Below are 26,734 nucleotides of genomic sequence, written 5' to 3'. Positions count from 1 at the left end.
ATTGACAAATGCGTTAAAAACTATTTATATATTGGTCATAACGACCAAACAATCGTCAACTAATATGCAACTCCCCCTCGACAACATCGACCGGCGCCTGCTCAGCCTGCTGCAGGCCAACGCCCGCGAACCCATGGCGACGCTGGCACGCAAGCTCAAGCTGGCGCGCACCACGGTGGTGGCGCGGCTGGCGCGGCTGGAACGCGAAGGCGTGGTGGCGGGCTACGGGGTGCGGCTGGGGCAGCGGCTGGACAGCACCGCGGTGCGGGCCTACTGCAGCCTGAGCATCCTGCCCAAAACCACTACCGTTGTGCTCAGGGAGCTGGCGTCAATGCCCGAAATTGAAGAAGTGTCCGCGGTCAGCGGCCAGTTTGACTACCTGGTGTTTCTGCGCTGCGAGACGCATGAGCAGCTCAATACCTTGCTCGATCGCATCGGCCTGATAGAGGGCGTAAACCACACCCAGACCTCGATTGTGCTGAGCCGCAAGATCGACCGGCGCAATGCCGTCGAACCCTCATAAAACCAGGGCTTCTTCGGCCCGGGCCTCTGCCGGGTGGTGCGCCAGGGCCATGACCTCACGCGGATCAAGCCCCCTGAGCCGGTGATCACTCCACACCTGGCGCCAGCGCCGCGCGCCCGGCATGCCGTGACGCAGCCCCAACATATGGCGGGCAATGCCGCTCCAGGGGGTGCCGTGGGTTGCAGCTTCGCGCACCATGTAGTCGGCCATTTGCGCTTCCACCGATTCGCGGCTGATCTCTGACGCGGCCGCGCCAAAAAACTCGTGGTCCCAGGACGCCAGCCACCAGGGGTTGTGATAGGCCTCGCGGCCAATCATCACGCCATCCAGCCGCGCCAATTGGCCGGCCACCTGATGGCTGGTGGTGATGCCGCCATTGACGGCGATGGTAAGGTCAGGAAACTCTCGTTTGAGCCGGTACACCAGCTCGTAGCGCAGCGGGGGGACTTCGCGATTTTCTTTCGGAGACAGGCCTTTCAGCCAGGCATTGCGCGCATGCACGGCAAACACCCGGCAACCCGCTTCGCTCACGGTGCCCACAAAGTCACGCACAAATTCATAACTTTCGGCTTTGTCAATGCCGATGCGGTGCTTGACGGTCACGGGAATACCCACCACATCCACCATCGCCTTGACGCAGTCGGCCACCAGCTGCGGCTCGGCCATCAGGCAAGCGCCAAAGGCGCCGCGCTGAACCCGCTCGCTGGGACAGCCGCAGTTCAGGTTGATCTCGTCGTAACCCCATTGCTCGCCCATCCGGGCGCAATGCGCCAGGTCGGCCGGCTCGCTGCCGCCCAGTTGCAATGCGATCGGGTGTTCCTCGGCGTTAAACCGCAAATGGCGGGCGACATCGCCATGAATCAGCGCACCCGTGGTCACCATTTCGGTATACAGAAGGGTGTGACGCGACAGCAGGCGATGGAAATAACGGCAATGCCGGTCGGTCCAATCCATCATGGGCGCAATCGACAAACGCCAGGGATCGCGGTGTAAAGGCAGTCCGCTGTCGGGCGGGTTGGCAGGCAAGGATCGGGCAAGCATGACGCTATTTTCCCAGAAAGCCTGCCCGCCTCCAGGTTCGTCAATACGCACTGCCGGCCCACGCCGGCCCAACTGGAAACTACCGTAGCCCAGGACACCGTCCGGCGGGTAACATCCGGGATCATTCACGTGAGCCAGGCCACCGCGAAGCGCTCTGCTTGCGGCACAGTGCAAACAGGAGGACCCCCATGCCCTGCCCCGTCCCCGGAACCCTTGCCGGTTATTTGCGTCATCGCTTTCCCTTGCAAGCCGCAGCCATGCTGGCGCCTCTGCTGCTGCTCTCCGCCTGCACCTCGGTGCCCCTGCCGCCGTGGACGCCCTCCGCGGTGCGCCCGGCAACGACGGCACCTACCGGTTCCTCCACAACGCCCGCGCCCACCGCACGTCCGCCTGCGCCACCCGCCGAGGTGCAGACCTTCCCGGTGGCACCGCCTTCGGTCATTGGCCCTGCCATTGGCCCCCAGTCAGGCGAGCAGCCTGCGCCCTACGGCGCGGCAGTCGCCGCCCGCTTCCCGACACCTTCCGTGGTTTACAACACACCCGGTCTGCAAGCCGGACGGGCCACTTTTACCAGCGCGGCAGAGGTACAGGCCTGGCTGCGCGATCAGGCGGCATCTGCGTCACGTACTGCGGGGGTGAAGGCCGCCGTGCAGGCTATTGGCAGATCCCAGCGCGGTGAAGCCATAGAAGCGCTGGTCCTGGCCCGCGCCGCCGGCACAGACCCCGCAGCCCTGCTGGCGAACGGCAAGCCCACGGTGCTGCTGCTGGGCCAGCAACACGGCAACGAGCCGGCCGGCAGTGAAGCGTTGCTGGTCATCGCCCGGGAACTGGCGCAAGGGCTGCTGCAGCCGGTTCTGGAACGCATCAATGTCGTGATTGTTCCGCGCGCCAATCCGGATGGCGCCGCAAACGACCAGAGGGTGACCGCAGGCGGGCTGGACATGAACCGTGACCATTTGCTGCTCAACACCCCGGAAGCCCAGGCGCTGGCGCGGCTGACGCGCGACTACCGTCCCACGGTAGTGGTGGACGCCCATGAGTACACGGTGGTGGGCCGCTATCTTGAAAAGTTCGGCATGGTGCAAAAGTTCGACGCGCTGTTCCAGTACGCGACCACCGCCAACCTGCCCGAGTTTTTGACCAAGGCGGCCGAAGAGTGGTATCGCAGGCCCTTGCTGGCCGCACTCAAGAGCCAGGGCCTGAGCACCGAGTGGTACTACACCACTTCGACCGACCTGCAGGACAAAAAAATCTCCATGGGCGGCGCGCAGCCCGATACCGGCCGTAATGTCAACGGCCTGAAAAACATGGTCAGCCTGCTAATCGAAACACGCGGCGTCGGCATCGGAAGGCTGCACATCCAGCGCCGCGTGCACACCCACGTCATCGCCATCTCCAGTGTTCTGGCCAGCACGGCCCAGCGCGCTGGCGAGCTTGGCCAGCTTCGCCCCTATATTGACAAGGAAGTTAGCGCCCTGGCCTGCAAGGACGAGGCAGTGGTGGAAGCGGCGGCCACCGCCGCCCAGTACGAACTGATGATGCTGGACCCGTCCAGCGGCGCGGACAGGGCCATCCTGGTGGACTGGGATTCGGCGCTTCAGCTTCGCAAGGTCAAGGCCCGTGCCCGCCCCTGTGGCTACTGGTTGTCGGCCGCGTCCGGAACCGCTGTCGAGCACCTGCGGATGCACGGCGTCAAGGTCTTGCGCGTCGCCGAGCAGGGCTCGATGCTGGCTGACAGCTACCGGGAGACGGCACGCGCAAGCGGCGAACGGCAGGATGTGCGAGGCACCATTTCAGCGGAGGCCCCCATCATCATCGTCCAGGTCAGCCTGGCGCGCGGCGTGGTGGATGCCCCACGCGGAAGCTATTACGTGCCGCTGAACCAGCCGCTGGCCAATCTGGCGGTGGCCGCGCTGGAGCCCGACACCCAGAGCAGCTATTTTGCCAACCGGATTCTGGACGGCCTGCAAAGCACGGCCCGCGTGATGGGCGAGCCGACGCTCAAGTTTGACGAATCACCCTGAGCAACAGTTGCCGCCAGCTACCGATCTTTTCATTTCACGTCACCGTCTTACAGAAAGCGCTTGTTTTAACTGACTGCGAAGAGTAAATTTTTATCCGTAAATGCTGGAATCAACGAAAAAAGGAGCGTCATGAAAGACTTTCAATTGACCAGGAAAATGCTTAGTCTGCGCGGTTCTTTCTACCCGTCGGGTTATGCATTCATCATGTTTCCCGATGTCGATGATGCAAGGCAGGCGGCGCGCGAACTCGAACCCCGCGACGATGAGATCATGCTGCTGACACCGGCAGACATCCTGAGGGACATCGGCAAGACGGAGGTCGTTTCAGATGTCGCCTTGCCAGACGTGGGCACCGAAAAGGCAACCACCCGCAAGTACGTGGATCTGGCACGTGAAGGTCATCATGCCTTGATGATTTCCACCCACACACGCGACGACACCGAGCGCATCATGACCGTGGTGCGCAAGCTGCCATTTTCTTACGCGCAGAAATACCATTCGCTGGCCATTGAAGATCTGGAATAGCCTTGCATGAGAATTCATTGGCTTGGGGCGCGCGGCCAACCGGCATATCGGTTTAAGCTCAACGCCTCACAGCCATGGGATTCGCATGATTGACCTGCATTACTGGCCCACGCCGAACGGATGGAAGATTTCCATCATGCTGGAGGAATGCGGCCTGCCCTACCGGTTTGTGCCGGTCAACATCGGCAAGGGCGAGCAGTTTGCTGCAGAGTTTCTCGCCATCAGCCCCAACAACCGCATGCCGGCCATCGTCGACCACGACCCTGCCGGTGCCGAAGCGCCGCTGGCCGTGTTTGAAAGCGGGGCGATTTTGCTCTATCTGGCCGAAAAAACCGGCCGTTTTTTATCCCGCCATGGGCCGGAACGTTATCGGGCGATGCAATGGCTGATGTGGCAAATGGGCGGGCTGGGCCCCATGGCCGGGCAAAACGGCCACTTTCTTTTGTATGCGCCAGAGAAAATTCCCTACGCCATTGAGCGTTACGGCAAGGAAGTGGACCGGCTGTACGGCGTGCTTGATGAGCAGCTGGCCCGCACCGGCGCCCATGTGGCGGGGCCAGACTACTCGATTGCAGACATGGCGATTTTCCCGTGGGTTCGCACGCACAAGGCGCAGCAGGTTGAGTTGCTGAAGTTTCCCCATGTGCAGCGCTGGTACGACGCCCTGTTTGAAAGACCCGCCGTCAAGCGCGGGCTGGCACTGGGCAAGGAATTGCGTGCACCGGCGCTGACCGAGGAGGCGCGCAAGGCCCTGTTTGGGCAGACCGCCGACAGCGTGCGCAACATGGCAGGCGGCCAGCAGCACGAGGCCTGAATGTCAAAACACCCTAACAGAGACAAGCAACACCGATGATCGAGTTTTTCTTTGACTGTTCCAGCCCCTGGACTTACCTGGCTTTTCGCAACATCCAGCCGCTGGCGGCGGAGCTCGGGGAAGCGATCAGCTGGCGGCCGGTGCTGGTGGGCGGCATCTTCAACAGCGTCAACAAGGGCATTTACGCGGCGCGGGAGGACATGGCTTCGCCAAAAAACCGCTACATGCTCAAGGACGTCCGCGACAGCGCGCGGGAGGCGGGCCTGACCATCACCTTTCCGCCCCGCGTCTTTCCGGTCAACAGCGTCAAGGCCATGCGCGGCTGCCTGTGGATTGCCCAGGACGCGACCGCCAAATCACACTACCTTGCCTTTGTCGAAGCGGTGTTTGCGACCTATTTCAGCCGCGACGAAGATATCTCACAGGATGAGGTGCTGTCTGCCATTTGTTCGCAAGTAGGCATCAGCGCCGATGCTTTTCTGGCAGGTATCACCCGGCCCGACATCAAGGATCAGCTCAAGGCCAACACCGAGGAAGCGATTCGCCGCGGCGCCTTTGGCTCGCCCACCTTTTTCGTTGACGACGACATGTACTTTGGCAATGACCGGCTGCCGCTGGTGCATTCGGCCGTGCTGCGCGCCCGAGGCTAGGCTGCACCAGGTGGCACACACCCGAAACTGCCAGCCCATAAAAAAACCCGCCGAGGCGGGTTTTTTACTATCGGTCGCAAAGACCCTTAACCCATGTGCAACCCACCGTTGAGCGAGAAGTCCGCGCCGGTGGCGTAGCCGCCTTCGTCGGAGGCAATCCAAGAAATGATCGAAGCGATTTCTTCGGGCTGGCCCAGCCGTTTGGCCGGCACACCAGCCACGATTTTCTCAAGCACATCGGGGCGAATCGCCTTGACCATATCGGTGCCGATATAGCCAGGGCTTACGGTGTTGACCGTCACGCCTTTGCTGGCCACTTCTTGCGCCAGCGCCATGGTAAAGCCATGCAGACCGGCCTTGGCGGTGGAATAGTTCACCTGGCCAAACTGGCCTTTCTGGCCATTCACCGACGAGATGTTGACGATGCGGCCAAAGCCGGCTTCTATCATGCCTTCGATAACCTGCTTGGTCACATTGAACATGCTGTCCAGGTTGGTCGAAATGACGGCATCCCAGTCCGTCTTGCTCATCTTGCGGAACTGGCCATCGCGCGTGATGCCGGCGTTGTTGACCAGCACGCTGACCTGGCCATGCTCTGCCTTGACCTTGTCAAAGGCCGCCACGGTGGAATCCCAATCACCCACATTGCCGACCGAGGTGTAAAAGGTGTAGCCTAGAACTTTTTGCTCATCGATCCACTTGGCAAAATCGCGGGTCGGGCCGCAGCCGGCCACCACGGTAAAACCGTCTTTCGCCAGCCGCTGGCAGATTGCCGTTCCAATGCCGCCCATGCCGCCGGTGACGTATGCTACTTTTTTTGTCATGTCGTTCTCCTTGATTTCCTGATTTTCTGCAACCGCTTTTGCTATTGATTTAATAGCTACTCACACCCGTTTTACATGCACTTGCACATGTTTTACCTCAAATTCAGCGTTCCAGGGTGAGGGCAACCCCCATGCCGCCGCCAATGCACAGGCTGGCAATGCCTTTTTTGGCGTCGCGGCGTGCCATCTCGTGCAGCAGCGTCACCAGAATCCGGCAGCCTGACGCGCCAATCGGGTGGCCAATCGCAATGGCGCCGCCGTTGACGTTGACCTTGCTGGTGTCCCAGCCCATTTCCTTGTTGACGGCGCAGGCCTGGGCCGCAAAGGCTTCATTGATTTCCAGCAGATCGAGGTCTTGCGCCTTCCAGCCGGCACGGGCCAGCGCCTTGGTCGATGCGGGCACCGGGCCCATGCCCATGTAGGCCGGGTCCAGGCCGGTGGTGGCATAGCTGGCGATGCGTGCCAGCGGTTTCAGGCCAAGCGCGGCCGCTTTTTTGGCCGTCATCACCATCACGGCGGCCGCGCCGTCATTGAGGCCGGAGGCATTGCCAGCCGTCACGCCGCCCGCCTTGTCAAAGGCCGGGCGCAAGCCCGCCAGGCCTTCCGCGTTGGTTTTGCGGTTGATGAATTCGTCGGCCGCAAAAACCACCGGCTCGCCTTTTTTCTGCGGAATGGAGATCGGAACTATCTCGTCCTTGAACTTGCCGGCGTCCTGTGCTGCGGCGGCCTTGGTCTGGCTGGCCAGTGCCAGCGCGTCCTGCGCGGCACGGTCGATGCTGTATTTCTTGGCGACGTTCTCGGCGGTGATGCCCATGTGGTACTGGTTGTAGACGTCCCACAAGCCGTCCACGATCATGGAGTCGACCATCTTCCAGTCGCCCATGCGCTGACCGTCACGCGAGCCGTTCAGCACGTGCGGCGAGGCGCTCATGTTCTCCTGGCCGCCGGCAATCACGATTTCGCTGTCACCACAGGCCACGGCCTGGGCCGCGAGCATGACGGATTTGAGGCCGGAACCGCACACCGCATTGATTGTCAGACCCGGAATGCCATGCGGAAAACCGGCCTTGATTACGGCCTGGCGCGCCGGGTTCTGGCCAGCGCCAGCGGTCAATACCTGACCCAGGATGACTTCACCGATCTGATCGGCGCTCAGGCCGGAACGCTCCAGCACTGCCTTGATGACCGCGGCACCCAGCTCGGTCGCAGGAATTTTGGCCAGCGAGCCGCCAAATTTGCCAACCGCCGTGCGGCCAGCCGAAACGATAACGATGTCTTCCATGATGTCTTCCTTTTTTGCGTAATGGGTGGAATGGGTGAAAAGGGATAGATGATGGGGTGCAGCTCAGGCCTTGGCCTTGACGTAGCGGCCGGGCGCGGACTCGGTGGCCTTGTTCTTGCGGCTACCGTAGGTCTTGGGCGCGGCAATCTGCTTGCCCGCGTGTCCCTTCAGCCAGTCGGACCAGTCGGTCCACCAGCTGCCGGGGTGTTCGGTGGCGCCCTTGAGCCAGTCGTCCTGCGCCGCAGGAAACTTGCCCTGCGGCAGCTTGTCGTTGGTCCAGTAGCTGCGCTTTTTCTTGGCGGGAGGGTTGATCACGCCGGCGATATGGCCGGACGCACCCATGACAAAGCGCTTTTTTCCCGGCAGATGCTGGGTGGAGGCGTAGGCGCCGCCAATCGGCACGATGTGGTCTTCGCGCGAACCGTAAATATAAAACGGCATGTCGAGATTGCTTAGATCGACCTTCTCGCCGCAGACCACGGTTTTTCCGGCCTTGATCAGGTTGTTCTCAAAATAGGTGTTGCGCAGGTACCAGGCGTAAAACGGGCCAGGCAGGTTGGTCGAGTCGCTGTTCCAGTAAAGCAGGTCGAACGGCGGCGGGGTTTCGCCTTTGAGGTAGTTACCGACCACGTAGTTCCAGACCAGGTCGTTGGGACGCAAAAAGCTGAAGGTCGAGGCCAGGTCCTGTCCCTTGAGCAACCCGCCCTTGCCCATCTCGGCTTCGCGGTACTTGACGGAAGTTTCGTCAATGAAAATATCCAGAATCCCGGTGTCGCTAAAGTCCAGCAAAGAGGTCAGCAAGGTGGCGCTGGCCACCGGTTTTTCCCCACGCTCGGCCAGCACCGCCAGCGCGGTGGCCAGAATGGTGCCGCCTACGCAAAAGCCCAGCGCATTGATGGTTTTGGCGCCGGTAATCTCACGCACCACCTCAATCGCCTTGATGGGGGCGTGTTCGATGTAGTCGTCCCAGGTTTTCTGGGCCATGGACTCGTCCGGGTTGCGCCAGCTCACCACAAAGGTCCGGTGACCCTGGCTGACGGCATAGCGAATCAGCGAGTTCTCGGGCTGCAGGTCAAGAATGTAGAACTTGTTGATGCAGGGTGGCACCAGCAGGAAGGGCTTTTCGTACACCATGGCCGTCAGCGGCCTGTATTCGAGTAACTGGAAAAACTCGTTCTCGAAAACCACCGCGCCTTCGGTGGTGGCGACGTTTTTGCCGACCTCAAACACGCTTTCGTCGGTCATGGAGACATGGCCCTGCTGCATGTCGTGAATCAGGTTTTGCAGGCCCTTGCCCAGGCTTTCACCCTTGGTGGCGACGGCTTTTTGCAGGGCTTCGGCATTCAGGGCGAGAAAGTTGCTGGGCGCCGTCGCGGCCATCCACTGCTCGACCGCAAAGCGCACCCGCGCCTTGGTTTTGGCATCGCCTTCGACGGCTTCGGCCATGCCCATCAGGGCATGTGCGTTCAGGAGGTAGGCGGAGGCCGAGAACTTTGACACCGGGTTGGCGCCCCAGGCTTCGGCCGCAAACCGCCGGTCGGCGCTGACCGGTGATGCTGTGCTGCCAACCTGCACGCCCTGGTTCCAGAGGGCTGAGGCCTCTGCCAGGTAGCGCTCCTGGAGCGCCTGCAGCTTGGCTATATCGAAGTTCAGGGCCGGTAGCGCCTTGTTGAAGCCGGACATGTCCATCGCGGGAAAAGCACCGGGCTTGCCCGCCGCCGCAAAAGTGCCCATGGCGCCCATCGCCTGTTGCAGGCCAGCGCCCAGGGTTTCCTGCATCTGTTGGGCCGCCTGGGTCCAGTTTGGGTCAGAATTCATCTTGTCTCCCGAATTATGGAGGGTCTTGGCAACCCTTTTAAGTACGTCTTTAGTATCGTAGGGTTTGCGCAGAAATTTCTGACTCAGATCAAAGTTTTCAGGGTTTTATGTATTTGATTGTCATCGCCTGGGTTTATGTCGTGCTGATGATGAGCGTGGCCGAAGCTACCAACAGCAACGGCACGCTGCTGGGGGCGCTCATCACCTTTTTACTCTACGGCTTGGTGCCCGTGGTATTGGTGGTTTACCTGATGGGGGCGCCTGCGCGCAGCAAGGCGATCAAGAAACGCCAGGCCGAGGAATGGGCGCGGCAAGCGGGCAGCCAGACAACGCCGCCACCAGTTCCAGCATCACTCGCGCCAGATGCAGGCGGCCATGCGGCCGGTGGTGCCGAATCCGTTGCCGCTGACGCCGGCGTCGCGCCGGTGCGAGAAAAATCGTGAAGGATTGCTGACGGTGCACCAGGGCGCGCTACCGTCGTTGCCATAAATCTGTGTAATCCCCAGCGCCCGCAGGCGCAGCCGGGCCAGCGCCGGCAGGTTGGCCAGGTATTGGCCTGCGCCGAGGTCCGTAAAAAGGCGGGCCGCCTCGGGCTGCACCGCCGTAAACGCCGCCTTCACATCCGCTCCCACTTCAAAGGCCGACGGGCCTATGCAGGGACCCAGCCATGCTATTGTTTTGATAGCATCAGGCGCACGTTCTTTCGGGGCTAGAGCCCTAAAACGCCCTAAAACCGCCTCCAGAATGCCGTTTTGTGCCGCGCCACCGCCCGCCAGGCCGCGCCAGCCCGCGTGGGCAGCCGCCACCACGCTGCCGTCTTCGCTGCTGAGCAGCACCGGCAAACAATCGGCCACCATGATGGTGCAGGCCAGTTGGCGCTGCGTCGTCACACAGGCGTCGGCCTGCAGACCGTCCGGGCTGGCCGCAGCCAGCGCCAGCACGTCGCAGCCATGCACCTGTTTCAGGAACACGGCGCGGCCGGTGACGCGCTGCAGCAAGGCGCGGTTGGCGGCCACCTGCTGCGGTGCGTCGCCCACGTGGTCGCCCAGGTTCAGGCTGTCATAGGGCGCGGCGGAAACCCCGCCCTGCCGGCTGGTGAAGACGGCGCGCACGCCCGCAGGCGCGGGCCAGTCGGGAATCAGCCAGTCGGCAGGCGCCGCCCCAGCCAGCATCTCAGGCCTCAAAATCCGGGCAGGCCGAGGGCTGCGCCTTTTGAAACGCCGGCAAGGCCATACAGGCGTCAAAGGCGGCCATGGTGCGCGGCAGACCGTCAAAATTCATCTTGAAGCGCTGGGCGTTGAAGATTTGCGGCACCAGGCAGCAATCGGCCAGCGTCGGCGTGTTGCCATGGCAGTAGGTGGACGCGGGCAACAGCTTGAGCTGCCTTTCGAAGGACTCCAGCCCTTCGCGGCACCAGTGGCGGTACCAGGTGTTTTTGGCCTCTTCCTCGACCTTGAGCTCTTTCACCAGGTACTTGAGCACGCGCAGGTTGTTCAGCGGGTGAATCTCGCAGGCAATCGACTGTGCCAGCGCCCGCACCCTGGCGCGCCCCAGCGCATCGGCGGGCAGCAGGGCCGGTGCGGGATGCTTTTCATCCAGGTATTCGATGATCGCCATCGACTGCGACAGCTTTTGGCCGTCCACCTCCAGCAGCGGCACCAGCATGTCTGCGGCCAGCTCGGCGTAGGGTGGTTTTTTGTGGTCGCCTCTGGCCAGATGAACGGCAATGTAGTCGTAGCGCAAGCCTTTCAGCTCAAGCGCAATCCGGACACGGAAAGAGGCGGAAGACCGGAAATAGTTGTGGAGTTTCATCAGGAAAGCATAAACCGAAACAGCGCGGGCAGTGGCGGGAAAAGCAATCCCCTGCGTGACTGACCGCCAGCGCGGCTCACGCTACGATGGCGGATTGCCACACCCTGCTGACCCACCTGGAGACCCGCATGAACAGCCCGACCGCCCTCACCCAACTGACCAACCACCAGATCCGCCTGGCCAGCCGGCCCACAGGCCTGCCCACCCGCGCCAACTGGAGCTTCACCAGCGAGGCCGTGGCCGAGCCCGGCCCGGGCGGCGTGCTCGTCAAAACCCTCTGCCTGTCGCTGGACCCGGCCATGCGCGGCTGGATGAACGAAGGCAAAAGCTACATCCCGCCGGTAGACATCGGTGCCGTGATGCGGGCCGGCGGCGTGGGCCAGGTTATCGCCTCGCAGAACCCGGCATTTGCCGTGGGCGACTACGTGAGCGCCGGGCTGGATGTGCAGGAATATTGCCTGATCCCCGAAGACCGGATCAAGCGCAGCGGCATGTTCAAGATCGACCCGCGCCTGGGGCTGACGACCTGGCTCAACGTGCTGGGCATGCCCGGCATGACCGGCTACTTTGGCCTGATGGACGTGGGCCAGCCCAAGGCCGGTGAAACCGTGGTGGTGTCGGGCGCGGCTGGCGCCGTGGGCCAGACCGTCGGGCAGATGGCCAAGCTCAAGGGCTGCCGCGTGGTCGGCATTGCCGGCGGCCAGGCCAAATGCGACTGGGTGGTGAACGAGTTGGGCTTTGACGCCTGCATTGACTACAAAAACGGCGATGTACGCGCCGGCCTGAAAGAGCACTGCCCCAAAGGCGTGGACATTTACTTCGACAACGTGGGCGGCGACATTCTGGACCTGGTGCTGGCCAAGATCACCCGCGGCGCGCGCATTATTATTTGCGGCGCCATCAGCCAGTACAACAACACCACCCCGGTCAAGGGCCCGGCCAACTACCTGTCGCTGCTGGTCAATCGCGCCCGCATGGAGGGCATCGTGGTGTTCGACTATGCCGACCGCTACCCCCAGGCCGTGGCCGAAATGGCGGGCTACCTGAAGGCTGGCACCATGAAAAGCCGGGAGGACGTGGTGGTGGGTCTGGACACCTTCCCCGAAACGCTGCTCAAACTCTTCAACGGCGAAAACTTTGGCAAGCTGGTGCTGCAGGTGGCCAAGGACTGAGGGTTGGACGCGGACGGGTGACGCACGGCAAGCCGCCCGCGCCGCCCCTACCCGGCACCCCTGATGGGTGTCCTTTTGCGAGGTTGATTCAACGCCGGCCACCCTGTTAAATTGATTATCAAGTTTGCAATTTGAAAATCAATATGAGCACAAGTGGCATCTGGACGATTCTGGTGGTCGAGGACCAGGCGGCGGTTCGCGCTTCGCTCACCGAATGCCTGGAGCGCGACTACCGCGTGCTGACGGCCAAGTCGGTGACCGAGGCGCGACGCCTGCTGGCGGGCGAAGAGGTGGACATGGTGCTGTGCCACCAGCGGCCGCGCGATGCCAGTGCGGTCGATTTGCTGCGCGATGCCCGGGTGTCGCATCCAGAAGCGATACGCATCCTGATCACGGCCACCACCAACCACGAAGACCTGATCCACTCCATCAACGACGCGGCGGTCTACCAGATCGTGCCCGAGCCCTGGCAACCCGATCACCTGCTGCTGGTCAAGCGGGCACTGGAAAGTCGCGAGCTGGCGCAGCGGCATCGCTACCTGAGCCGGGAACTGAAATTTGCCGACACCGTGCTGCGCCGGCAAAACGCCCATATGGTCAGGCAGCTGCAAGACACCTACGAGTTTGACAAGCTGGTGTTTGCCAGCGACAGCATGAAGGCGGTGTGCGACCTGGCGCGCAAGGCCGCCAGCACCGACCTGCCGGTGCTGATCCAGGGCGAAACCGGCACCGGCAAGGAGTTGATGGCCCGCGCCGTGCACTTTTTCAGCGGGCGCCGGGAGTTTCCGTTTCTGGCGCAGAACTGCGGCGCCCTGCCCGACGATTTGCTGCATTCGGAGCTGTTTGGCCACAAACGCGGCGCATTCACCGGCGCCATCAGCGACCGGCTGGGCCTGTTTCCGGCGGCCGACGGCGGCACCGTGTTTCTTGACGAGATTTCGGATGTATCGCCCTCATTTCACGTCAGCCTGCTGCGCTTTTTGCAGGAGGGCGAAGTCAAGCCGGTGGGCACGCACCAGACCCGTCACTGCAATGTGCGCATCATTGCCGCCTCCAACCAGCCCTTGCTGACGCTGGTTGAGCAGGGACGTTTTCGGCGCGACCTGTATTTCCGCCTGCGCGGCTTCGAGGTCAACATACCGCCGCTGCGCGAGCGGGTGGAAGACATCGCGGTGCTGGCCGAATACGCGGCCAAAAAGTACTCCGACACGATCCGCAGGCGCATTGCCGGCATTTCGGCCGAGGTCATCGCGCGGCTGCAGGCGCACCCTTTTCCGGGCAATGTGCGCGAACTGGAAAACGAGGTGCGCCGCATGGTGGCCCTGGCCGATGACGGCGAGTTTCTCAGCGTCAAGCTGATGTCGCCAGAATTCGCCCGGCTGCTGCCACGCCCGGCCGGCGATGCCCACAGCGCCCTGCTCGACCAGCAGGGCAGTCTGAAGGAAAAAATCGAATCGCTGGAAACCCGGCTGGTGGCCCAATCCCTGCTTAGGAACAAGTGGAATCAAAGCCGGGCCGTGCACGAACTGGGCATTTCGCGCGTCGGTCTGGCCAACAAAATCCGGCGTTACAAGATGAACGAAAGCAGCTCGTAGCCGTTCCTGGCCCATCTGCAGGAGACAAGCCATGTCAGAACGCGAGAGAAAACCCGGGGACGGCATCATTCACTTCCCGCACTCGCGCACACCGCCGTCCACCACGCCCGGTGGCTTCAAGGACCTGGGTATCACGCCGCTGGCGCGCCAGCTCGGCCTGAGCAGCGACAAAACCAGTGGCCACCGCATCCAGGAAACCCATGTGGCGATTTACCACATCCTGTGGGACCTGGTGCACACCCTGCTGGCCGACCAACGCGGCAATCTCTCAAGGAGCCCTGCATGAAATACATTGACGAGTTTCGCGACCCGGTCAAAGCGCGCGCTGGTTCATGAGATCGAACTGCTGCTAGGCAGGATCGCGCGAAAACCCGAGCGTGATCACGGCAGGCCGTTGCAAATCATGGAAGTCTGCGGCGGCCATACCCATTCCATCTTCCGTTACCGCATCGCGCAGTTGCTGCCCGATTCGGTCAAATTTGTGCACGGCCCCGGCTGCCCGGTGTGCGTGTTGCCCATGGGCCGGGTGGATGACTGTGTGGCGCTGGCCGAGCATCTCATGCCAGCGCGGCGAGGTGCTAAAGGGCGTCATCAAGCCTCAGCAATGCAAGGTGTTCGGCACCGCCTGCACGCCCGAGATGCCGCTGGGCTCTTTGATGGTCTCTAGCGAAGGGGCCTGTGCGGCCTATTACAACTACGGCCGGATTGACACGACCGGTCTGTCGCGCAAGCGGCCGGTAGCGGCAGAGGTGGCAGCATGAGCGCGGTATTGAAAGCGGCGGATCACGGCATCCGCCCGCGCAGCGGACGCGTGCGTGACGGCACACCATCAACATGGCGCACGGCAGTGGCGGCAAGGCCATGCGCGACCTGATCGAGGACGTGTTTCTGGGCGCTTTCGACAACCCGCTGCTGGCGCCGATGGAGACCAGGCCGTGGTGTCCCTGACGCAGCTTGCCGTGCATGGAGACAGGCTGGCTTTCACCACCGACACCTATGTGGTGGACCCGCTGTTTTTTCCGGGCGGCGACATCGGCACGCTGGCGGTGGCGGGAACGGTGAATGACCTGGCAGTGAGCGGCGCCAGACCGCTCTATCTGTCGTGCGGCATGGTGCTCGAGGAAGGTCTGCCGCTCCCAATCCTGCGCCGTGTCGTGGCCAGCATGAAACGCGTGGCCGACGAGGCGGGTGTGCTGATCGTGACCGGCGACACCAAGGTCGTCGAACGCGGCGCCGCCGACAAGCTGTTCATCAACACCGCCGGCGTCGGCGTGGTGCCGCATGGCCTGAATATCTCCGCACTTAACGCCAAACCGGGCGACGTGGTGATCGTCAACGGCTTTCTGGGCGACCATGGCACGGCCATCCTGATTGCCCGCAAACAGCTGGCGCTGCAGTCAGACATCGCCAGCGATTGCCAGCCGCTCGCTTCGCTGGTGGCTGCCATGCTGAAAGCCTGCCCCGACATTCACTGCCTGCGCGATGCGACGCGGGGCGGCGTGGCCACGGTACTGAACGAGTTTGCGTTGTCGTCCGGCGTGGCGATTCGCCTGCAGGAGCAGGCATTGCCGCTGCGCGAAGCGGTCAAGGGGGCCTGCGAAATTCTGGGGCTGGATCCGCTGTACCTGGCCAACGAAGGCAAGCTGGTGGCGCTGGTGCCTGCGGCGGCTGCCGGGCGCGTGCTGGCCGTCATGCGCGCCCACCCTGCCGGCACCCACGCCGCCATCATCGGCGAAGTGACCGAACAACCCGCTGGCGTGGTGGTGCTGCACACCGGCTTCGGCGGGCAGCGCATCGTGGACATGCTGGTCGGCGAGCAGTTGCCGCGGTTTTGCTGAGAAGATAGCCTGGAGCGGGTCCATGCACGAACTCGGCATTACCCGCAACGTGATTGCGATCTGCGCCGAACGCGCAGATGGCGCGCAGGTGCTGCGCGTGACGCTGGAGATCGGCAAACGGGCCGGCGTGATGGCGGAGTCTGTGCGCTTTTGTTTTGACATTTGCGCCCGGGGAACGCCAGTGGAAGGGGCGATGCTTGAAATCATCGAACCGCTGGGCGAAGAGTTGAAGATCAAGGAAATGGAGGTGGCATGATGTGCACGACTTGCGGATGTTCCACTACCGGTTCGGTGCTCATCACCGACCCGGCCCACGAAGGCACGGCGCATGGCCATGTTCACGGCCATGACAATGAGGCGGCCCACGGCCACGGCCATTCTCATGAACACGGGCACGAACACGGCCATGATCACGACCACGATCATTCACATGGGCATGTCCATCCGCATGTTCATGAAGACGCAGCGGCCGTGCATGCACAGCTTCACGGCAAGACCATCAGGCTGGAGCAGGACATCCTGGCCAAAAACCAGTTGCTGGCCGAACGCAACCGGGGCTGGCTGGCCGGCCGGCCGGGAGATTCTGGCCCTCAATCTGGTCAGCTCGCCCGGCTCGGGCAAGACCAGCCTGCTGGAGCGCACGATTCGCGAGATCGGCGCAGATCTGGCCATCGGCGTGATCGAGGGCGACCAGGCCACCCTGAACGACGCCGCGCGCATCCGGGCCACCGGCGCGCCCGCCATCCAGGTCAACACCGGCACCGGCTGCCACCTGGACGCCGACATGCTGGCACGCGCGCTGGATCAGCTCAAACCGCCTCCGGGCTCGGTGGTGATGATCGAGAACGTCGGCAACCTGGTCTGCCCGGCGCTGTTTGACCTGGGCGAGCGCGCCAAGGTGGTGATCCTGTCGGTCACCGAGGGCGAGGACAAGCCCGTCAAGTACCCGCATATGTTCAGGGCCGCATCCGTGATGCTGCTCAACAAGATCGACCTGCTGCCGCACCTGCAGTTTGACGTGCAGCGCTGCATTGCCTATGCGCGCGAGGTCAATCCCGGCATTCGGGTGCTTCAGGTGTCGGCGCAAAGTGGTGAAGGCATGCAGGCCTGGTATGACTGGCTCAAGGCGCAGATACCGGCCCCAGTGGCCCAGGCCCAGACCTGAACCCGGCATGAACCGGGCTGAAGACCGCCATGAGCCTGCTTTTCATTCTGCTGGCGGGCTTTTTGCTCGGCATGAAACACGCCACCGAAGCCGACCACCTGGCCGCCGTGGCGACACTCGCCTCGGGTCGCCAGCCGCTGGCGCACACGGTGCGCCAGGGCATCGCCTGGGGCCTGGGCCACAGCCTCACGCTGATGCTGTTCGGCGGCATCGTGCTGGCGCTGGGCAAGTCCGTTCCGGCCGGCATGGAGCAGGCCCTTGAACTGGCCGTCGCGCTGATGCTGATCGCGCTGGGAGTGGATGTGCTGCGCCGTCTGGTGCGGCAAGAGATTCATTTTCACGCGCACCAGCACGCACCCGACACCCTGCATGTGCATGCCCACAGCCATGCCCGCGCAACAGCGGTGCAAAAAATCCGGCACGAGGCCCAGGCGCACGAGCACCGGCACAGCCTGCCGCTGCGCGCACTGGCGGTGGGCATGATGCACGGCATGGCCGGATCGGCGGCGCTGATTTTGCTGAGTCTTGAGGCGGTGCAGTCGTTTTCGATGGGCCTGGCCTACATCGCCCTGTTCGGGCTCGGCTCCATCGCGGGCATGGCCTTGCTGTCGGTCGCCATTGCGCTGCCGCTGCGCCTGTCAGCCACCGCTCAGCTGGCCTGGCTGCAGCGTGGCCTCACCATGGCGGTGGGGGTTTTTAGCTGTTTGCTGGGGGCGCTCATGGTATACCGCACAGGCTTGGTCCAGGGGCTTTTGATGTGAGGCAGACCAGGACCGGTAAACTGCAATTTTGAACCGCGCCTCAGGAACTTTCATGATTCTCGAACTTTGCGACATCCGCATTCACGCGGGGCAACAGGCGGCTTTTGATGAAGCCATTCAGCGCGGTCTCGAAACCGTGCTCTCAAAAGCCAAGGGCTTTCAGGGCTACAAGATCAACAAGAGCCTTGAAAATCCGGAACGCTACATCCTGCAGGTTTTCTGGGATACGCTGGAAAATCACACCGTCGACTTTCGCCACTCGCCGGCCTTTGCCGACTGGCGGGCGATTGTCGGTCCTTTTTTTGTCGGCACGCCGCTGGTTGAAAATTTCGAGCTGCTGGCCAAGTCAGCCTGACCCGGCGGGCGCCCCCGGCCCCCCGACGATTGCCGCTATCTGGCCCCGTTTTCGTAGCCGGCGATCAGTTTGGCCAGCAAGGCGGTCAGTTGCGCCTGCTCGGCGTCATCGAGCGGCTTGACGATTCGCTGCTGGGCGCGCTTGACGGCCCGCTTCATCCGCAGCGCGACTTTCTGGCCTTCTGGCGTGATCCAGAGCAGCTTGCGGCGCTTGTCACCCGGGTCTGCTTCGCGCTTGACCCAGTCCTTGGCCTCAAGGCGGCCAATCACCGAGCCGAAGGTAGCCGGGTCAAACGCGACCCGGCCCGATAGCGTGATCTGGTCCTCGCCCGGGTCGTCAATCAGGGCATTGAGAATGGCAAACTGTACCGGGGTGGCATCAAAGCCCGCCGTCTCTTCCATGAAAATCGCCACGGCAAGCTGCTGCGCCCGCCGAATCAGGTGGCCAGGCGCTTCGCGAAAGTTGTAACTTGTTGCCATGGCTGAATTTTATACGTTCAGGGTAAGTACTAAGCACGCAAATGATAAGTATACTTATCATTTATCCCTATTACCGACCTGACCCAGCAAGCCATGACACAGCCAACTTCCCTCATCGTCTCGGGCGGCGGCATTGGCGGGCTGGCAGCGGCGCTGGTGCTGGCGCAGGATGGCCATGGCGTCACCGTGCTGGAGCAGGCCGCCAGCTTTGGGGAAATCGGCGCTGGCATCCAGCTCGGCCCCAACATCTTCCGCATGTTCGACTACCTGGGCCTGACCGAAGCCGTCAACCGCGTGGCCTTCTTCCCGCCCGGCCTGGCGATGAACGATGTGCGCACCGGCGAAAAAGTGGTTCGGGTCGCCCTGGGCGACCTGGCCCGCGCCACCTATGGCTTTCCCTATGGCGTGATCTACCGCGCCGACCTGCACCAGATTTTTTTGAATGCCTGCCAGGCCCAGCCCAACGTGACCCTGCGCACCGGCGCCAAGGTCGAGTCGTTTGAGCAATCACCAGGCAGCGTGACGGTGCGACTGGCCCCCAAGGAGGCTGACCGCGAGGGTCAGCAGGGAGAAACGCTGCAAGGCGACGCCCTGATTGGCGCCGACGGCATGTGGAGCAGGATTCGCGAGGCGGTGGTGGGCGACGGCAAACCGCGCGTCTCGGGCCATATCGCCTACCGCGCGGTGCTCAAGCGCGAAGACGTGCCGGCCCATTTGTGGAGCGACGACGTGCTGCTCTGGGGCGGCGAAAAAACCCATCTGGTGCACTACCCGCTGCGCCGAGGCGAGCTGTTCAACCTGGAGGCGGTGTTTCACAGCAACAAATATGACGAAGGCTGGAACACCTTTGGCGACACCGCCGAGCTGACCGCGCGCTTCGCCGGCGCCTGCGCGCCGGTGCGGGAACTGCTGGGCAAGATCGAAACCTGGAAGATGTGGGTGCTGTGCGACCGCGAGCCGGTGAAGAACTGGACCGACCGTCGCGTCACCCTGCTTGGCGATGCGGCCCACCCGATGCTGCAGTACCTGGCGCAGGGCGCGGGCCAGGCGATTGAAGATGCGGTGGTACTGCGTGAAGCCCTGCGTTTTACCCGCGGCGACGTGCAGCAGGCCTTCCAGAAGTACCAGCAGGCGCGTTACCTGCGCACCGGCCGGGTGCAGCTGACGGCCCGGTTCTACGGCGACATTTACCATGCGTCAGGGGTGCAGCGCGAGCTGCGCAACCAGATGTTCCAGAGCGGCACCGAGAGCGCGGGCTTTGCCGGGCTGAAGTGGATGTACGACGGCATCGAGCCTTCAAAACTGTTCCAATGACGGTTTCAAATTGTCCGGAGTTCCTTTTTTGAAAACACGCCGCGCTTTTTCCGTTGCTACACTTTTGATAGCTGCTTGCGCTTATTCTTCCTGGGCTGCAGGCCAAAATGGCCCGAAATCGGCAGAAAATCCGGCGCCCTGGCCAAGCCGGCCGGTTCGCATCCTGGTCGGTTTTCCGGGCGGCTCCACGCCCGACATGGCGGCGCGCACCTTGGCCGAGCCGCTGTCCAGGGCGCTGGGCCAGCCCGTCATCATTGAAAACAAGCCCGGCGCCTCGGGCAACATCGCGGCCGACCAGGTGGCCAAGGCGACCGACGACCACACCCTGGGCGTTGTCATCAACGGCAACCTGACCTCGGCCAGGCTGCTCTATCCCCAGCTGCCCTACGACCCGGCCAAGGACTTCGCCGCCATTTCCCTGCTGACCACCGCGCCGCTGGTGCTGGTGGCTCCCATGAACCAACCTGGCGGAGCCGAATTTTTTGCGGCGGCCCGCCAGGGCGGCGGCCAATGGAACTATGGCTCGGTCGGCAACGGCTCAGTGGCGCACCTCGGCATGGAACTGCTCAAGAGCCGGGCCAAGGGCGTGGCGCCCGTGCATGTGCCGTTTTCGGGCAATCCACAGGTGGTTACCGCCATGCTGGGCGGCCAGATCCAGATGGCCTTGATTCCGCCGGGGGTGGCGATGCCGCAAGTGCGCGCCGGCAAGCTCAGGGCGATTGGCCTGGCGGGCGGGCGCAGCGCCCTGGTGCCCGACGTGGCGCCGCTGGCCGACGCCGGCGTGCCCAACCTGAATCTGGAGGTCTGGACGGCGCTGGTTGGCCCGGCCGGTTTGTCCAGGGCGGCGCAGATCCGGCTCGGGCAACTGGTGCCCGGCATCATCCGCGATGCCGACACCCGGCAAAAATTGTTTGCCCAGGGCTGGCAGGCGGTGGGCACCTCGCCCGACGGCCTGAAGAGCCGCATCAGGGACGAAACCGCGTTGCTCGGCAACATCATCCAGACGCGCGGCATCAAGATCGAATAACGAGCTGAACCAACGCGTCAGCGCAACACCCCCATGGACCTGACACCGACCCGCACCCCCGCCAACGACGCGGCACGCAAGGCGTTTTACGACGCCATTGCCGCGCACAGCATGACCCCGCTGTGGGAAGTGCTGCATGCCCTGGTGCCGCCTGCGCCCGCCACGCCGTGCCAGCCCGCGTTCTGGAAGTACGACGCGGTGCACCCCTACCTGATGCAGTCCGGGCAGCTCATCAGCGCCGACGAGGCGGTGCGGCGGGTGCTGATTCTGGAAAACCCGGCGCTGCGCGGCCAGTCCTGCATCACCCAGTCGCTGTACGCCGGCCTGCAGCTCATCCTGCCGGGCGAAGTGGCGCCCAGCCACCGGCATACGCAAAGCGCGCTGCGCTTTGTCGTGCAGGGCCACGGCGCCTACACCGCCGTGGATGGCGAACGCACCCGGATGCAGCCCGGCGACTTCATCATCACCCCGAGCTGGACCTGGCACGACCATGGTTGCGAGGGCAACGAGCCGGTGGTCTGGCTTGACGGGCTCGACATCCCCATGCTGCGGTTTTTTGACGCCGGCTTTGCCGAAAACGGCACGGCCAGGCAGCAGGCCGTGACCAGGCCCGAAGGCCTCAGCACCCATCGTTACGGCGCCAACATGCTGCCGGTGCGTTATGAGGCGCCGTTCGGCCAGACCTCGCCGATCTTCAGCTACCCCTACGCGCGCACCCAGGAAACCCTGCGCCAGCTGCAAACCCATGCCGACATCGACGCCTGGGACGGCACCAAGCTGCGCTATGTAAACCCGGCCACCGGTGGCTCACCGATGCCGACCATGGCGACCTTCATGCAGCAGCTGCCCGCCGGTTTTGACGGCAAGCCCTGGCGCCAGACCGACGGCGCGGTGTTCAGCGTGGTCGAGGGCTACGGCAGCGTCACCCTCAGCCGTGGCGAGCAGGTGTGGACCTTTGAGTTTGGCCCACGCGACCATTTTGTGATTCCGTCGTGGCACACTGCGCAACTGCGTTCGGCGCCAGGTTGTGTGCTGTTCAGTTTTTCAGACCGTCCGGTGCATCAGGCCCTGGGCATACACAGAGAGGAAAGATTGTCATGAGTTTTGTCTTCACACCGCCCGCCACGGCCTCGGTACCGGTCATGGGCGCCAAGGAGCGTTTTCCGGTGCACCGCATTTACTGCGTGGGCCGCAACTACGAAGAGCATGCCAAGGAAATGGGCTTCACCGGCCGTGAGCCGCCCTTCTTCTTTTTGAAGCCGGCAGACGCCATCGTGCCGGTCGAGGCCGGCCAGACCGGCAGCATGCCCTACCCCAGCCTGACCAGCAACCTGCACCACGAGATCGAGCTGGTGGTGGCCATTGGCAGCGGCGGCAAAAACATCAAGGCGGCCGACGCCCACAAGCACATCTATGGCTACGCCGTGGGCCTGGACATGACGCGCCGCGACCTGCAGGGCGAGATGAAAAAGCAGGGCCGCCCCTGGTGCATCGGCAAGGCGTTTGACCAGTCGGCCCCGATTGGCCCCATCACCCCGGCGGCGCAGGCGGGCGATGTCAACAACGCCGAAATTTATGTGCAGGTCAACGGCCAGGACCGCCAGCGCAGCAATGTCTCCAAGCTGATCTGGAACATCGCCGAGACCATCGAGCACCTGTCGGCCGCCTGGGAGCTGCAGCCCGGCGACCTGATTTACACCGGCACGCCCGAAGGCGTGGCGGCGGTGGTGGCGGGCGACACGCTGCTCGGCAGCGTCGCCGGGCTGCAGACGCTGAGCGTCAAGGTCGTCTGAAAACCGGGGGCGACGGAAGGCTTTTGTTTGGCGCCAATGAAGGGCTGCCGGCAGCGCGGCGTTCGCGCAGCCAGTCCGATCATCGCGCAAAGAGCCGGTCCGCTGCGGGTTAGCCGCCTGTGCGACAGTGTGGCGCCTGCTGATAATCAGTTTCCCCGCAGCCACCCCGACAGAAATTTTTTTGCTGACCTTGCGGCCGCCTGCCCTGTTTCCCACCCCCTGACCCGCGCTGGAGATACCGTTTGAAACTACTGGAAAACCTTGCCAGGCTGTGCGCCGTGCTTGCAGGCATCTTGCTCACCGGCATCACGCTGATGACCTGCGCCAGCCTGATCGGGCGCAACACCACCGGCGCCACCATTGTGGGCGACTTCGAACTGACCGGTGTGGTCACCGGCGCGGCCATCGCCTTGTTCATGCCGTTTTGCCAGGTTCAGCGCGGCAACATCATTGTGGATTTTTTCACCGCCAAACTGGGTGAGCAGGCCAATCACCGGCTGGATCGTTTCGGCGCATTTTTGCTGGCCGCCTGCTTTGCGCTGCTAGCCTGGCGCACCACATTGGGCGGCATCAACTCCTACAGCACCCATTCCGAGACGCAGATTCTGGGTTTCCCGGAATGGCTCACCTATGCGGGCATGGTGCCGCCTTTTGCGCTGACGGCCCTGATCGGCCTGCACCAGGCCGTCTTCGGCTTTGCCCAGGGCACGGAGTCCCACGTATGAGCGGCCTGAGCCTGGCCCTCGTCATCTTCGGCATCATGCTGGTCCTGATGGCCGTGCGGGTTCCGATTTCAGTGTCGATGTTTGCCGCGGGCGCAACCGGCTACGTCATGCAAACCGGCTGGGGGCCGTTTTCGAGCTTCCTCAACACCCAGGCCTTTGCGCGTTTTGCCAGCTACGACCTGTCGGTGATTCCGCTGTTCATCCTGATGGGCCACTTTGCCACGCAGGGCGGCATCAGCCGCGCGCTGTTCAAGTTTGCCGCGGCGTTCATGGGCCGCTTCAAGGGCGGGCTGGCCATGGCGGCCGTGCTGGCCAGCGCCGCCTTTGGCGCGATTTGCGGCTCCTCGGTGGCCACGGCCGCCACCATCACCAGCGTCGCCCTGCCGGAAATGAAACGCCACGGCTACTCGGGCCGGCTGGCCACCGGCACGCTGGCCGCTGGCGGCACGCTGGGCATTCTGATTCCGCCGTCGGTGCCGCTGGTCATCTACGCCATCCTGACCGAGCAGAACATTGCCAAGCTGTTTGCAGCGGCCATGGTCCCCGGCGTGATTGCCATGCTGGGCTATATGGTGGCCATTGCCATTTACGTGCGGCTGGTGCCGGGCCAGGCGCCCGACGTGGGCGAAGAGCGCGAGCCGGTAACTGCGGCCCTGGTGCTGGGCATCACACCGATCGCCATCATTTTCCTGCTGGTGTTTGGCGGCATTTACCTCGGTTATTTCACCCCGACCGAAGGGGCCGCCGTGGGCGCGGCGGCAACGCTGGTGGCGGCTCTGGCCAAGCGCGAGATGGGCTGGGCCAAGTTCAAGCAATGCCTGTACGCCACGGCGGAGAGTTCGGCCATGATCTTCCTGATCTTCATCGGCGCCGACCTGATGAACTCGGCGCTGGCGCTGACGCAGGTGCCCAACCAGCTGGCCGGCCTGGTCGGTGGCTGGGGCCTGTCGCCGCTGATGGTGGTGACGGCCATCCTGCTGTTTTATGTGGTGCTGGGGGCGGTGATGGACGAGTTGTCCATGCTGCTGCTGACCATCCCGATCTTTTTCCCGATGGTCATGGGGCTGGATTTCGGCATGCCCAGGGAATCGGTCGCCATCTGGTTCGGCATCATGGTGTTGATGACGGTCGGCTTTGGCCTGCTGGCGCCGCCGGTGGGCCTCAATGTCTATGTGGTCAACGGCATGGCCAAGGACGTGCCCATCAGCGAAAGCTACAAGGGGGTGATGCCGTTTCTGGTCAGCGACACCCTGCGCACCACACTGCTGCTGTTTTTTCCGGGCATCTCGCTCTGGCTCGTCAAATACATCACCTGACCGGCCACAGCCGCTGCCGCTGCCGCCGGGCAATCACGGATTCCCAAACCCCGCAAACCCGCCTAGATTCGGTTCATCCATTCCATTTATTACCCTGAGGAAACAAGCCCATGATCCAACGCCGTACCCTGCTCAAATCCGGCTCCGCCGCCCTGCTGGGCGCGCCCGCGCTCTCAAGCCTGGCCCAGCCAGTGGTCACGCTCAAGTTCCACACCTTCATGTCGCCGCAGTCCAATGTCTGGCTGGGCATGCACAAGCCCTGGATGGAGAAGGTCGAAAAAGAATCCGGCGGCCGCATCAAGTTTGAAGGCTATCCCGCCATGCAGCTGGGCGGCACGCCGGTGCAGCTCTACGACCAGGTCAAGGACGGCGTGGTCGACGTGGTCTGGACCTTGCCGGGCAACACCGCCGGCCGCTTCCCGCGCATCGAGGTGTTCGAGCTGCCCTTCATGATGAGCAATGCCTAGGCCACCTCCAAGGCCTACTGGGAATATGTGCAGACCATGGCGCCTGACGAGTTCAAGGACACCCAGGTCATCGCCCTGCAGGTGCACGGCCCGGGCGTGATCCATACCGCCGACAAGCCGGTCAAGTCGATTGCCGACATGCGCGGCCTCAAGCTGCGCGCGCCGACGCGCCAGGTCACCAAACTGCTGGGGGTGCTGGGCGCCACGCCGGTCGGCATGCCGCTGCCCGGCATTCCGGATGCGCTGAGCAAGGGCACCATCAACGGCTGCGTCATTCCGTGGGAGGTCGTGCCTTCGGTCAAGGTCAACGAGCTCACCAAGTTCCACGCCGAGTTCGACCCGGCCGGTGGCAGCCTGTACACCACCACCTTTGTCATGGCCATGAACAAGGCCAAATACAACGCGCTGCCGCCCGATCTGAAAAAAGTCATCGACAACAACTCCGGCATGGCCACCTCGGCCTGGCTCGGCAAGGTGCAGCAGGGCAATGACGTGCCCGGCCGCAAGAGCGCCAGCGACCGCGGCAACACGATTTACACCGTGAGCCCGGCCGAAGCACAGGAATTTCGCCGCAAGTCGCGCACGGTGGAAGTCGAGTGGGTCGAAGACATGAACAAAAAAGGCTTTGACGGCAAGAAGCTGCTGGACACCGCGCGCAGCCTGATCGAAAAGCACAGCAAAACCACCAAGGCCTGATGGCGGGCTAAACGTCAGGCGCAGCCTGACAGCCATCAAAAAACCGGGCCAGACCCGGTTTTTTTAATGATTTAGGCCTCTAGCCCAATAACAACGTGCATATACAGCTATTAATTTTATAGCATCGTGCGACTGCCTGCCTTCAATGCCCCACCCACGGCGGCAGGCTTGCGGCCCACTCCAGCAACCGCTTTTTGAACTCCGCCACGGCGGGCGCCTCATCGCCCGCGCGCCAGAGCACATACACATCGCCGTTGACCTCGGGCGCCAGGGCCTTTCGGCCGCGCGCGCCTGGCAGTTTGCCAAGGTGGCAGATGCCCACCGCATCGGCCCGCAGCAGCGCCATGGAGGCCGGCACCAGCGCCAGGCCGAGACCGGCCGCCACCAGATTCAGCGCGGCCGGCACCTCGATCACCTGCTGCACAATGCGCGGCGCAAAGCCGGTCTGCACGCAGGCGTCGAACAGCCGCGCCGCAAACGGTGAAGAGTCGAGCCGCAAAAACACAAAGTCCTCGTCGCGCAGATCGGCCAGGCCGAGCTGGCGGCGGCTGGCCAGCCGGTGGCCAGGCGGCAAGGCGACCACCACCGGGTCGCGCCACAGCAGCGCGGCGCTGAGCGGCGCGTCGCCCGCCGGCGGGTCCTTGATCGGGTTGCGCGAGACACTCAGGTCCAGCCGCCCATCACGCAGCGCCTGCAGATGGTCAGCCGGTTTCATCTC

Annotated in this window: 30 protein-coding genes and 1 pseudogene; 23 read left to right on the top strand and 8 right to left on the bottom strand. The window is 63.2% G+C overall.

All coding sequences use genetic code 11. The features are described 5' to 3' along the window. Positions 1 to 64: 64 nt before the first annotated feature. Positions 65 to 523 carry an Lrp/AsnC family transcriptional regulator gene (locus RMO23_RS13175; RefSeq protein ID WP_309682260.1) on the top strand — a complete coding sequence of 153 codons (459 nt, stop codon included), beginning with the start codon at positions 65 to 67 and terminating at the stop codon, positions 521 to 523. Here RMO23_RS13175 and dusA read toward each other — a convergent pair. Further along, complete coding sequence (dusA, locus tag RMO23_RS13170; protein ID WP_309682256.1) at positions 518 to 1,564, bottom strand: tRNA dihydrouridine(20/20a) synthase DusA; 1,047 nt, start codon at positions 1,562 to 1,564, stop codon at positions 518 to 520. The two genes, RMO23_RS13175 and dusA, sit on opposite strands and share 6 nt — an antisense overlap. A gap of 188 nt (positions 1,565 to 1,752) precedes the next feature. On the opposite strand from dusA, the gene RMO23_RS13165 reads away from it, so the two are divergent. The 4 genes from RMO23_RS13165 to RMO23_RS13150 all read left to right on the top strand — a co-directional run bounded on the left by RMO23_RS13165 (position 1,753) and on the right by RMO23_RS13150 (position 5,577). Then, positions 1,753 to 3,588, top strand: coding sequence for a M14 family metallopeptidase (locus RMO23_RS13165; protein ID WP_309682252.1), 1,836 nt, complete (start codon positions 1,753 to 1,755; stop codon positions 3,586 to 3,588). Between the two features lie 129 nt (positions 3,589 to 3,717). Next, positions 3,718 to 4,113, top strand: a complete 396-nt coding sequence (locus RMO23_RS13160; RefSeq protein WP_309682251.1) for an RNA-binding protein — start codon at positions 3,718 to 3,720, stop codon at positions 4,111 to 4,113. An 85-nt stretch (positions 4,114 to 4,198) separates the two neighbouring features. Beyond that, a complete protein-coding gene (locus RMO23_RS13155; protein WP_309682248.1) occupies positions 4,199 to 4,927 on the top strand; it encodes a glutathione S-transferase N-terminal domain-containing protein in 729 nt (242 codons plus the stop codon). Positions 4,928 to 4,962: 35 nt separating this feature from the next. Next, positions 4,963 to 5,577 (top strand): 2-hydroxychromene-2-carboxylate isomerase, encoded by a 615-nt coding sequence (locus RMO23_RS13150; protein WP_309682246.1) that lies wholly within the window; start codon positions 4,963 to 4,965, stop codon positions 5,575 to 5,577. 86 nt (positions 5,578 to 5,663) lie between these two features. Here RMO23_RS13150 and phbB read toward each other — a convergent pair whose 3' ends face one another. The 3 genes from phbB to RMO23_RS13135 all read right to left on the bottom strand — a co-directional run bounded on the left by phbB (position 5,664) and on the right by RMO23_RS13135 (position 9,501). Beyond that, positions 5,664 to 6,401, bottom strand: a complete 738-nt coding sequence (gene phbB / locus RMO23_RS13145; RefSeq protein WP_309682243.1) for an acetoacetyl-CoA reductase — start codon at positions 6,399 to 6,401, stop codon at positions 5,664 to 5,666. 103 nt (positions 6,402 to 6,504) lie between these two features. Continuing rightward, entirely contained in the window at positions 6,505 to 7,683 is a 1,179-nt protein-coding gene (locus RMO23_RS13140) for an acetyl-CoA C-acetyltransferase (RefSeq protein WP_309682240.1), read from the bottom strand. Positions 7,684 to 7,746: 63 nt separating this feature from the next. After that, positions 7,747 to 9,501 (bottom strand): class I poly(R)-hydroxyalkanoic acid synthase, encoded by a 1,755-nt coding sequence (locus tag RMO23_RS13135; protein ID WP_309682237.1) that lies wholly within the window; start codon positions 9,499 to 9,501, stop codon positions 7,747 to 7,749. Positions 9,502 to 9,608: 107 nt separating this feature from the next. Here RMO23_RS13135 and RMO23_RS13130 point away from each other — a divergent pair, with 107 nt between their 5' ends. Next, positions 9,609 to 9,944, top strand: coding sequence for a hypothetical protein (locus RMO23_RS13130; protein ID WP_309682233.1), 336 nt, complete (start codon positions 9,609 to 9,611; stop codon positions 9,942 to 9,944). Here the strand turns inward: RMO23_RS13130 and pgeF are convergent. Beyond that, entirely contained in the window at positions 9,852 to 10,673 is an 822-nt protein-coding gene (gene pgeF, locus RMO23_RS13125) for a peptidoglycan editing factor PgeF (RefSeq protein ID WP_309682230.1), read from the bottom strand. The genes RMO23_RS13130 and pgeF overlap by 93 nt on opposite strands. A gap of 1 nt (position 10,674) precedes the next feature. Further along, positions 10,675 to 11,313 carry a maleylacetoacetate isomerase gene (gene maiA, locus RMO23_RS13120; RefSeq protein WP_309682226.1) on the bottom strand — a complete coding sequence of 213 codons (639 nt, stop codon included), beginning with the start codon at positions 11,311 to 11,313 and terminating at the stop codon, positions 10,675 to 10,677. Between the two features lie 128 nt (positions 11,314 to 11,441). On the opposite strand from maiA, the gene RMO23_RS13115 reads away from it, so the two are divergent. From RMO23_RS13115 to RMO23_RS13075, 10 genes are all read left to right on the top strand, one after another. Then, complete coding sequence (locus tag RMO23_RS13115) at positions 11,442 to 12,485, top strand: NADP-dependent oxidoreductase (protein ID WP_309682224.1); 1,044 nt, start codon at positions 11,442 to 11,444, stop codon at positions 12,483 to 12,485. Between the two features lie 143 nt (positions 12,486 to 12,628). Next, on the top strand, positions 12,629 to 14,080 hold the full coding sequence (locus RMO23_RS13110) for a sigma-54 dependent transcriptional regulator (protein WP_309682222.1): 1,452 nt from the start codon (positions 12,629 to 12,631) through the stop codon (positions 14,078 to 14,080). 31 nt (positions 14,081 to 14,111) lie between these two features. Further along, on the top strand, positions 14,112 to 14,366 hold the full coding sequence (locus tag RMO23_RS13105; RefSeq protein WP_309682218.1) for a hypothetical protein: 255 nt from the start codon (positions 14,112 to 14,114) through the stop codon (positions 14,364 to 14,366). Positions 14,367 to 14,372: 6 nt separating this feature from the next. Then, positions 14,373 to 14,747, top strand: a complete 375-nt coding sequence (locus RMO23_RS13100) for a hypothetical protein (protein WP_309682216.1) — start codon at positions 14,373 to 14,375, stop codon at positions 14,745 to 14,747. Then, positions 14,692 to 14,841, top strand: a complete 150-nt coding sequence (locus RMO23_RS19705; protein ID WP_405041603.1) for a hypothetical protein — start codon at positions 14,692 to 14,694, stop codon at positions 14,839 to 14,841. The genes RMO23_RS13100 and RMO23_RS19705 overlap by 56 nt, the downstream gene beginning before the upstream one ends. Before the next feature lie 174 nt (positions 14,842 to 15,015). After that, positions 15,016 to 15,918 (top strand): hydrogenase expression/formation protein HypE, encoded by a 903-nt coding sequence (gene hypE, locus RMO23_RS13095; RefSeq protein ID WP_309682213.1) that lies wholly within the window; start codon positions 15,016 to 15,018, stop codon positions 15,916 to 15,918. 22 nt (positions 15,919 to 15,940) lie between these two features. Continuing rightward, entirely contained in the window at positions 15,941 to 16,174 is a 234-nt protein-coding gene (locus RMO23_RS13090; RefSeq protein ID WP_309682210.1) for a hydrogenase maturation nickel metallochaperone HypA, read from the top strand. 126 nt (positions 16,175 to 16,300) lie between these two features. Continuing rightward, entirely contained in the window at positions 16,301 to 17,083 is a 783-nt protein-coding gene (gene hypB / locus RMO23_RS13085) for a hydrogenase nickel incorporation protein HypB (RefSeq protein ID WP_309682207.1), read from the top strand. Between the two features lie 29 nt (positions 17,084 to 17,112). After that, positions 17,113 to 17,844, top strand: a complete 732-nt coding sequence (locus tag RMO23_RS13080) for an urease accessory protein (RefSeq protein WP_309682203.1) — start codon at positions 17,113 to 17,115, stop codon at positions 17,842 to 17,844. A gap of 52 nt (positions 17,845 to 17,896) precedes the next feature. After that, positions 17,897 to 18,199, top strand: a complete 303-nt coding sequence (locus RMO23_RS13075; RefSeq protein WP_309682201.1) for an antibiotic biosynthesis monooxygenase family protein — start codon at positions 17,897 to 17,899, stop codon at positions 18,197 to 18,199. A gap of 35 nt (positions 18,200 to 18,234) precedes the next feature. Here the strand turns inward: RMO23_RS13075 and RMO23_RS13070 are convergent, their stop codons facing one another. Then, positions 18,235 to 18,678: a MarR family winged helix-turn-helix transcriptional regulator gene (locus tag RMO23_RS13070; protein ID WP_309682199.1), complete on the bottom strand. Its 444-nt coding sequence runs from the start codon at positions 18,676 to 18,678 to the stop codon at positions 18,235 to 18,237. Positions 18,679 to 18,771: 93 nt separating this feature from the next. Between RMO23_RS13070 and RMO23_RS13065 the strand changes: the two genes are divergently transcribed. The 7 genes and pseudogenes from RMO23_RS13065 (at position 18,772) to RMO23_RS13035 (ending at position 26,016) form a co-directional block, all read left to right on the top strand. After that, positions 18,772 to 19,992 carry a 3-hydroxybenzoate 6-monooxygenase gene (locus tag RMO23_RS13065; RefSeq protein ID WP_309682195.1) on the top strand — a complete coding sequence of 407 codons (1,221 nt, stop codon included), beginning with the start codon at positions 18,772 to 18,774 and terminating at the stop codon, positions 19,990 to 19,992. Between the two features lie 28 nt (positions 19,993 to 20,020). After that, positions 20,021 to 21,019, top strand: a complete 999-nt coding sequence (locus tag RMO23_RS13060) for a tripartite tricarboxylate transporter substrate-binding protein (protein WP_309682193.1) — start codon at positions 20,021 to 20,023, stop codon at positions 21,017 to 21,019. A gap of 33 nt (positions 21,020 to 21,052) precedes the next feature. Beyond that, entirely contained in the window at positions 21,053 to 22,120 is a 1,068-nt protein-coding gene (gtdA, locus tag RMO23_RS13055; protein ID WP_309682189.1) for a gentisate 1,2-dioxygenase, read from the top strand. Further along, positions 22,117 to 22,812, top strand: coding sequence for a fumarylacetoacetate hydrolase family protein (locus RMO23_RS13050; RefSeq protein WP_309682187.1), 696 nt, complete (start codon positions 22,117 to 22,119; stop codon positions 22,810 to 22,812). The genes gtdA and RMO23_RS13050 overlap by 4 nt, the downstream gene beginning before the upstream one ends. A 242-nt stretch (positions 22,813 to 23,054) precedes the next feature. Beyond that, on the top strand, positions 23,055 to 23,537 hold the full coding sequence (locus RMO23_RS13045; protein WP_309682184.1) for a TRAP transporter small permease subunit: 483 nt from the start codon (positions 23,055 to 23,057) through the stop codon (positions 23,535 to 23,537). Beyond that, positions 23,534 to 24,853: a TRAP transporter large permease subunit gene (locus RMO23_RS13040; RefSeq protein WP_309682181.1), complete on the top strand. Its 1,320-nt coding sequence runs from the start codon at positions 23,534 to 23,536 to the stop codon at positions 24,851 to 24,853. The genes RMO23_RS13045 and RMO23_RS13040 overlap by 4 nt, the downstream gene beginning before the upstream one ends. 110 nt (positions 24,854 to 24,963) lie before the next feature. After that, positions 24,964 to 26,016, top strand: a pseudogene (locus RMO23_RS13035) (TRAP transporter substrate-binding protein). A gap of 142 nt (positions 26,017 to 26,158) precedes the next feature. Here the strand turns inward: RMO23_RS13035 and RMO23_RS13030 are convergent. Continuing rightward, positions 26,159 to 26,734 (bottom strand): LysR substrate-binding domain-containing protein (locus tag RMO23_RS13030; protein ID WP_309682180.1); only part of this gene is annotated, 576 nt, incomplete at its 5' end.

Source organism: Polaromonas sp., from assembly GCF_031411155.1.
Taxonomy (GTDB): Bacteria; Pseudomonadota; Gammaproteobacteria; order Burkholderiales; family Burkholderiaceae_C; genus Polaromonas.
This window is presented reverse-complemented; position numbering and strand designations above follow the sequence as displayed.

Bases quoted from the DNA above. Each gene is read 5' to 3' on its own strand.
- RMO23_RS13175 (WP_309682260.1), top strand. From the start codon at position 65: ATGCAACTCCCCCTCGACAACATCGACCGGCGCCTGCTCAGCCTGCTG.
- dusA (WP_309682256.1), bottom strand. From the start codon at position 1,564: ATGCTTGCCCGATCCTTGCCTGCCAACCCGCCCGACAGCGGACTGCCT.
- RMO23_RS13165 (WP_309682252.1), top strand. From the start codon at position 1,753: ATGCCCTGCCCCGTCCCCGGAACCCTTGCCGGTTATTTGCGTCATCGC.
- RMO23_RS13160 (WP_309682251.1), top strand. From the start codon at position 3,718: ATGAAAGACTTTCAATTGACCAGGAAAATGCTTAGTCTGCGCGGTTCT.
- RMO23_RS13155 (WP_309682248.1), top strand. From the start codon at position 4,199: ATGATTGACCTGCATTACTGGCCCACGCCGAACGGATGGAAGATTTCC.
- RMO23_RS13150 (WP_309682246.1), top strand. From the start codon at position 4,963: ATGATCGAGTTTTTCTTTGACTGTTCCAGCCCCTGGACTTACCTGGCT.
- phbB (WP_309682243.1), bottom strand. From the start codon at position 6,401: ATGACAAAAAAAGTAGCATACGTCACCGGCGGCATGGGCGGCATTGGA.
- RMO23_RS13140 (WP_309682240.1), bottom strand. From the start codon at position 7,683: ATGGAAGACATCGTTATCGTTTCGGCTGGCCGCACGGCGGTTGGCAAA.
- RMO23_RS13135 (WP_309682237.1), bottom strand. From the start codon at position 9,501: ATGAATTCTGACCCAAACTGGACCCAGGCGGCCCAACAGATGCAGGAA.
- RMO23_RS13130 (WP_309682233.1), top strand. From the start codon at position 9,609: ATGTATTTGATTGTCATCGCCTGGGTTTATGTCGTGCTGATGATGAGC.
- pgeF (WP_309682230.1), bottom strand. From the start codon at position 10,673: ATGCTGGCTGGGGCGGCGCCTGCCGACTGGCTGATTCCCGACTGGCCC.
- maiA (WP_309682226.1), bottom strand. From the start codon at position 11,313: ATGAAACTCCACAACTATTTCCGGTCTTCCGCCTCTTTCCGTGTCCGG.
- RMO23_RS13115 (WP_309682224.1), top strand. From the start codon at position 11,442: ATGAACAGCCCGACCGCCCTCACCCAACTGACCAACCACCAGATCCGC.
- RMO23_RS13110 (WP_309682222.1), top strand. From the start codon at position 12,629: ATGAGCACAAGTGGCATCTGGACGATTCTGGTGGTCGAGGACCAGGCG.
- RMO23_RS13105 (WP_309682218.1), top strand. From the start codon at position 14,112: ATGTCAGAACGCGAGAGAAAACCCGGGGACGGCATCATTCACTTCCCG.
- RMO23_RS13090 (WP_309682210.1), top strand. From the start codon at position 15,941: ATGCACGAACTCGGCATTACCCGCAACGTGATTGCGATCTGCGCCGAA.
- hypB (WP_309682207.1), top strand. From the start codon at position 16,301: ATGAACACGGGCACGAACACGGCCATGATCACGACCACGATCATTCAC.
- RMO23_RS13080 (WP_309682203.1), top strand. From the start codon at position 17,113: ATGAGCCTGCTTTTCATTCTGCTGGCGGGCTTTTTGCTCGGCATGAAA.
- RMO23_RS13075 (WP_309682201.1), top strand. From the start codon at position 17,897: ATGATTCTCGAACTTTGCGACATCCGCATTCACGCGGGGCAACAGGCG.
- RMO23_RS13070 (WP_309682199.1), bottom strand. From the start codon at position 18,678: ATGGCAACAAGTTACAACTTTCGCGAAGCGCCTGGCCACCTGATTCGG.
- RMO23_RS13065 (WP_309682195.1), top strand. From the start codon at position 18,772: ATGACACAGCCAACTTCCCTCATCGTCTCGGGCGGCGGCATTGGCGGG.
- gtdA (WP_309682189.1), top strand. From the start codon at position 21,053: ATGGACCTGACACCGACCCGCACCCCCGCCAACGACGCGGCACGCAAG.
- RMO23_RS13050 (WP_309682187.1), top strand. From the start codon at position 22,117: ATGAGTTTTGTCTTCACACCGCCCGCCACGGCCTCGGTACCGGTCATG.
- RMO23_RS13040 (WP_309682181.1), top strand. From the start codon at position 23,534: ATGAGCGGCCTGAGCCTGGCCCTCGTCATCTTCGGCATCATGCTGGTC.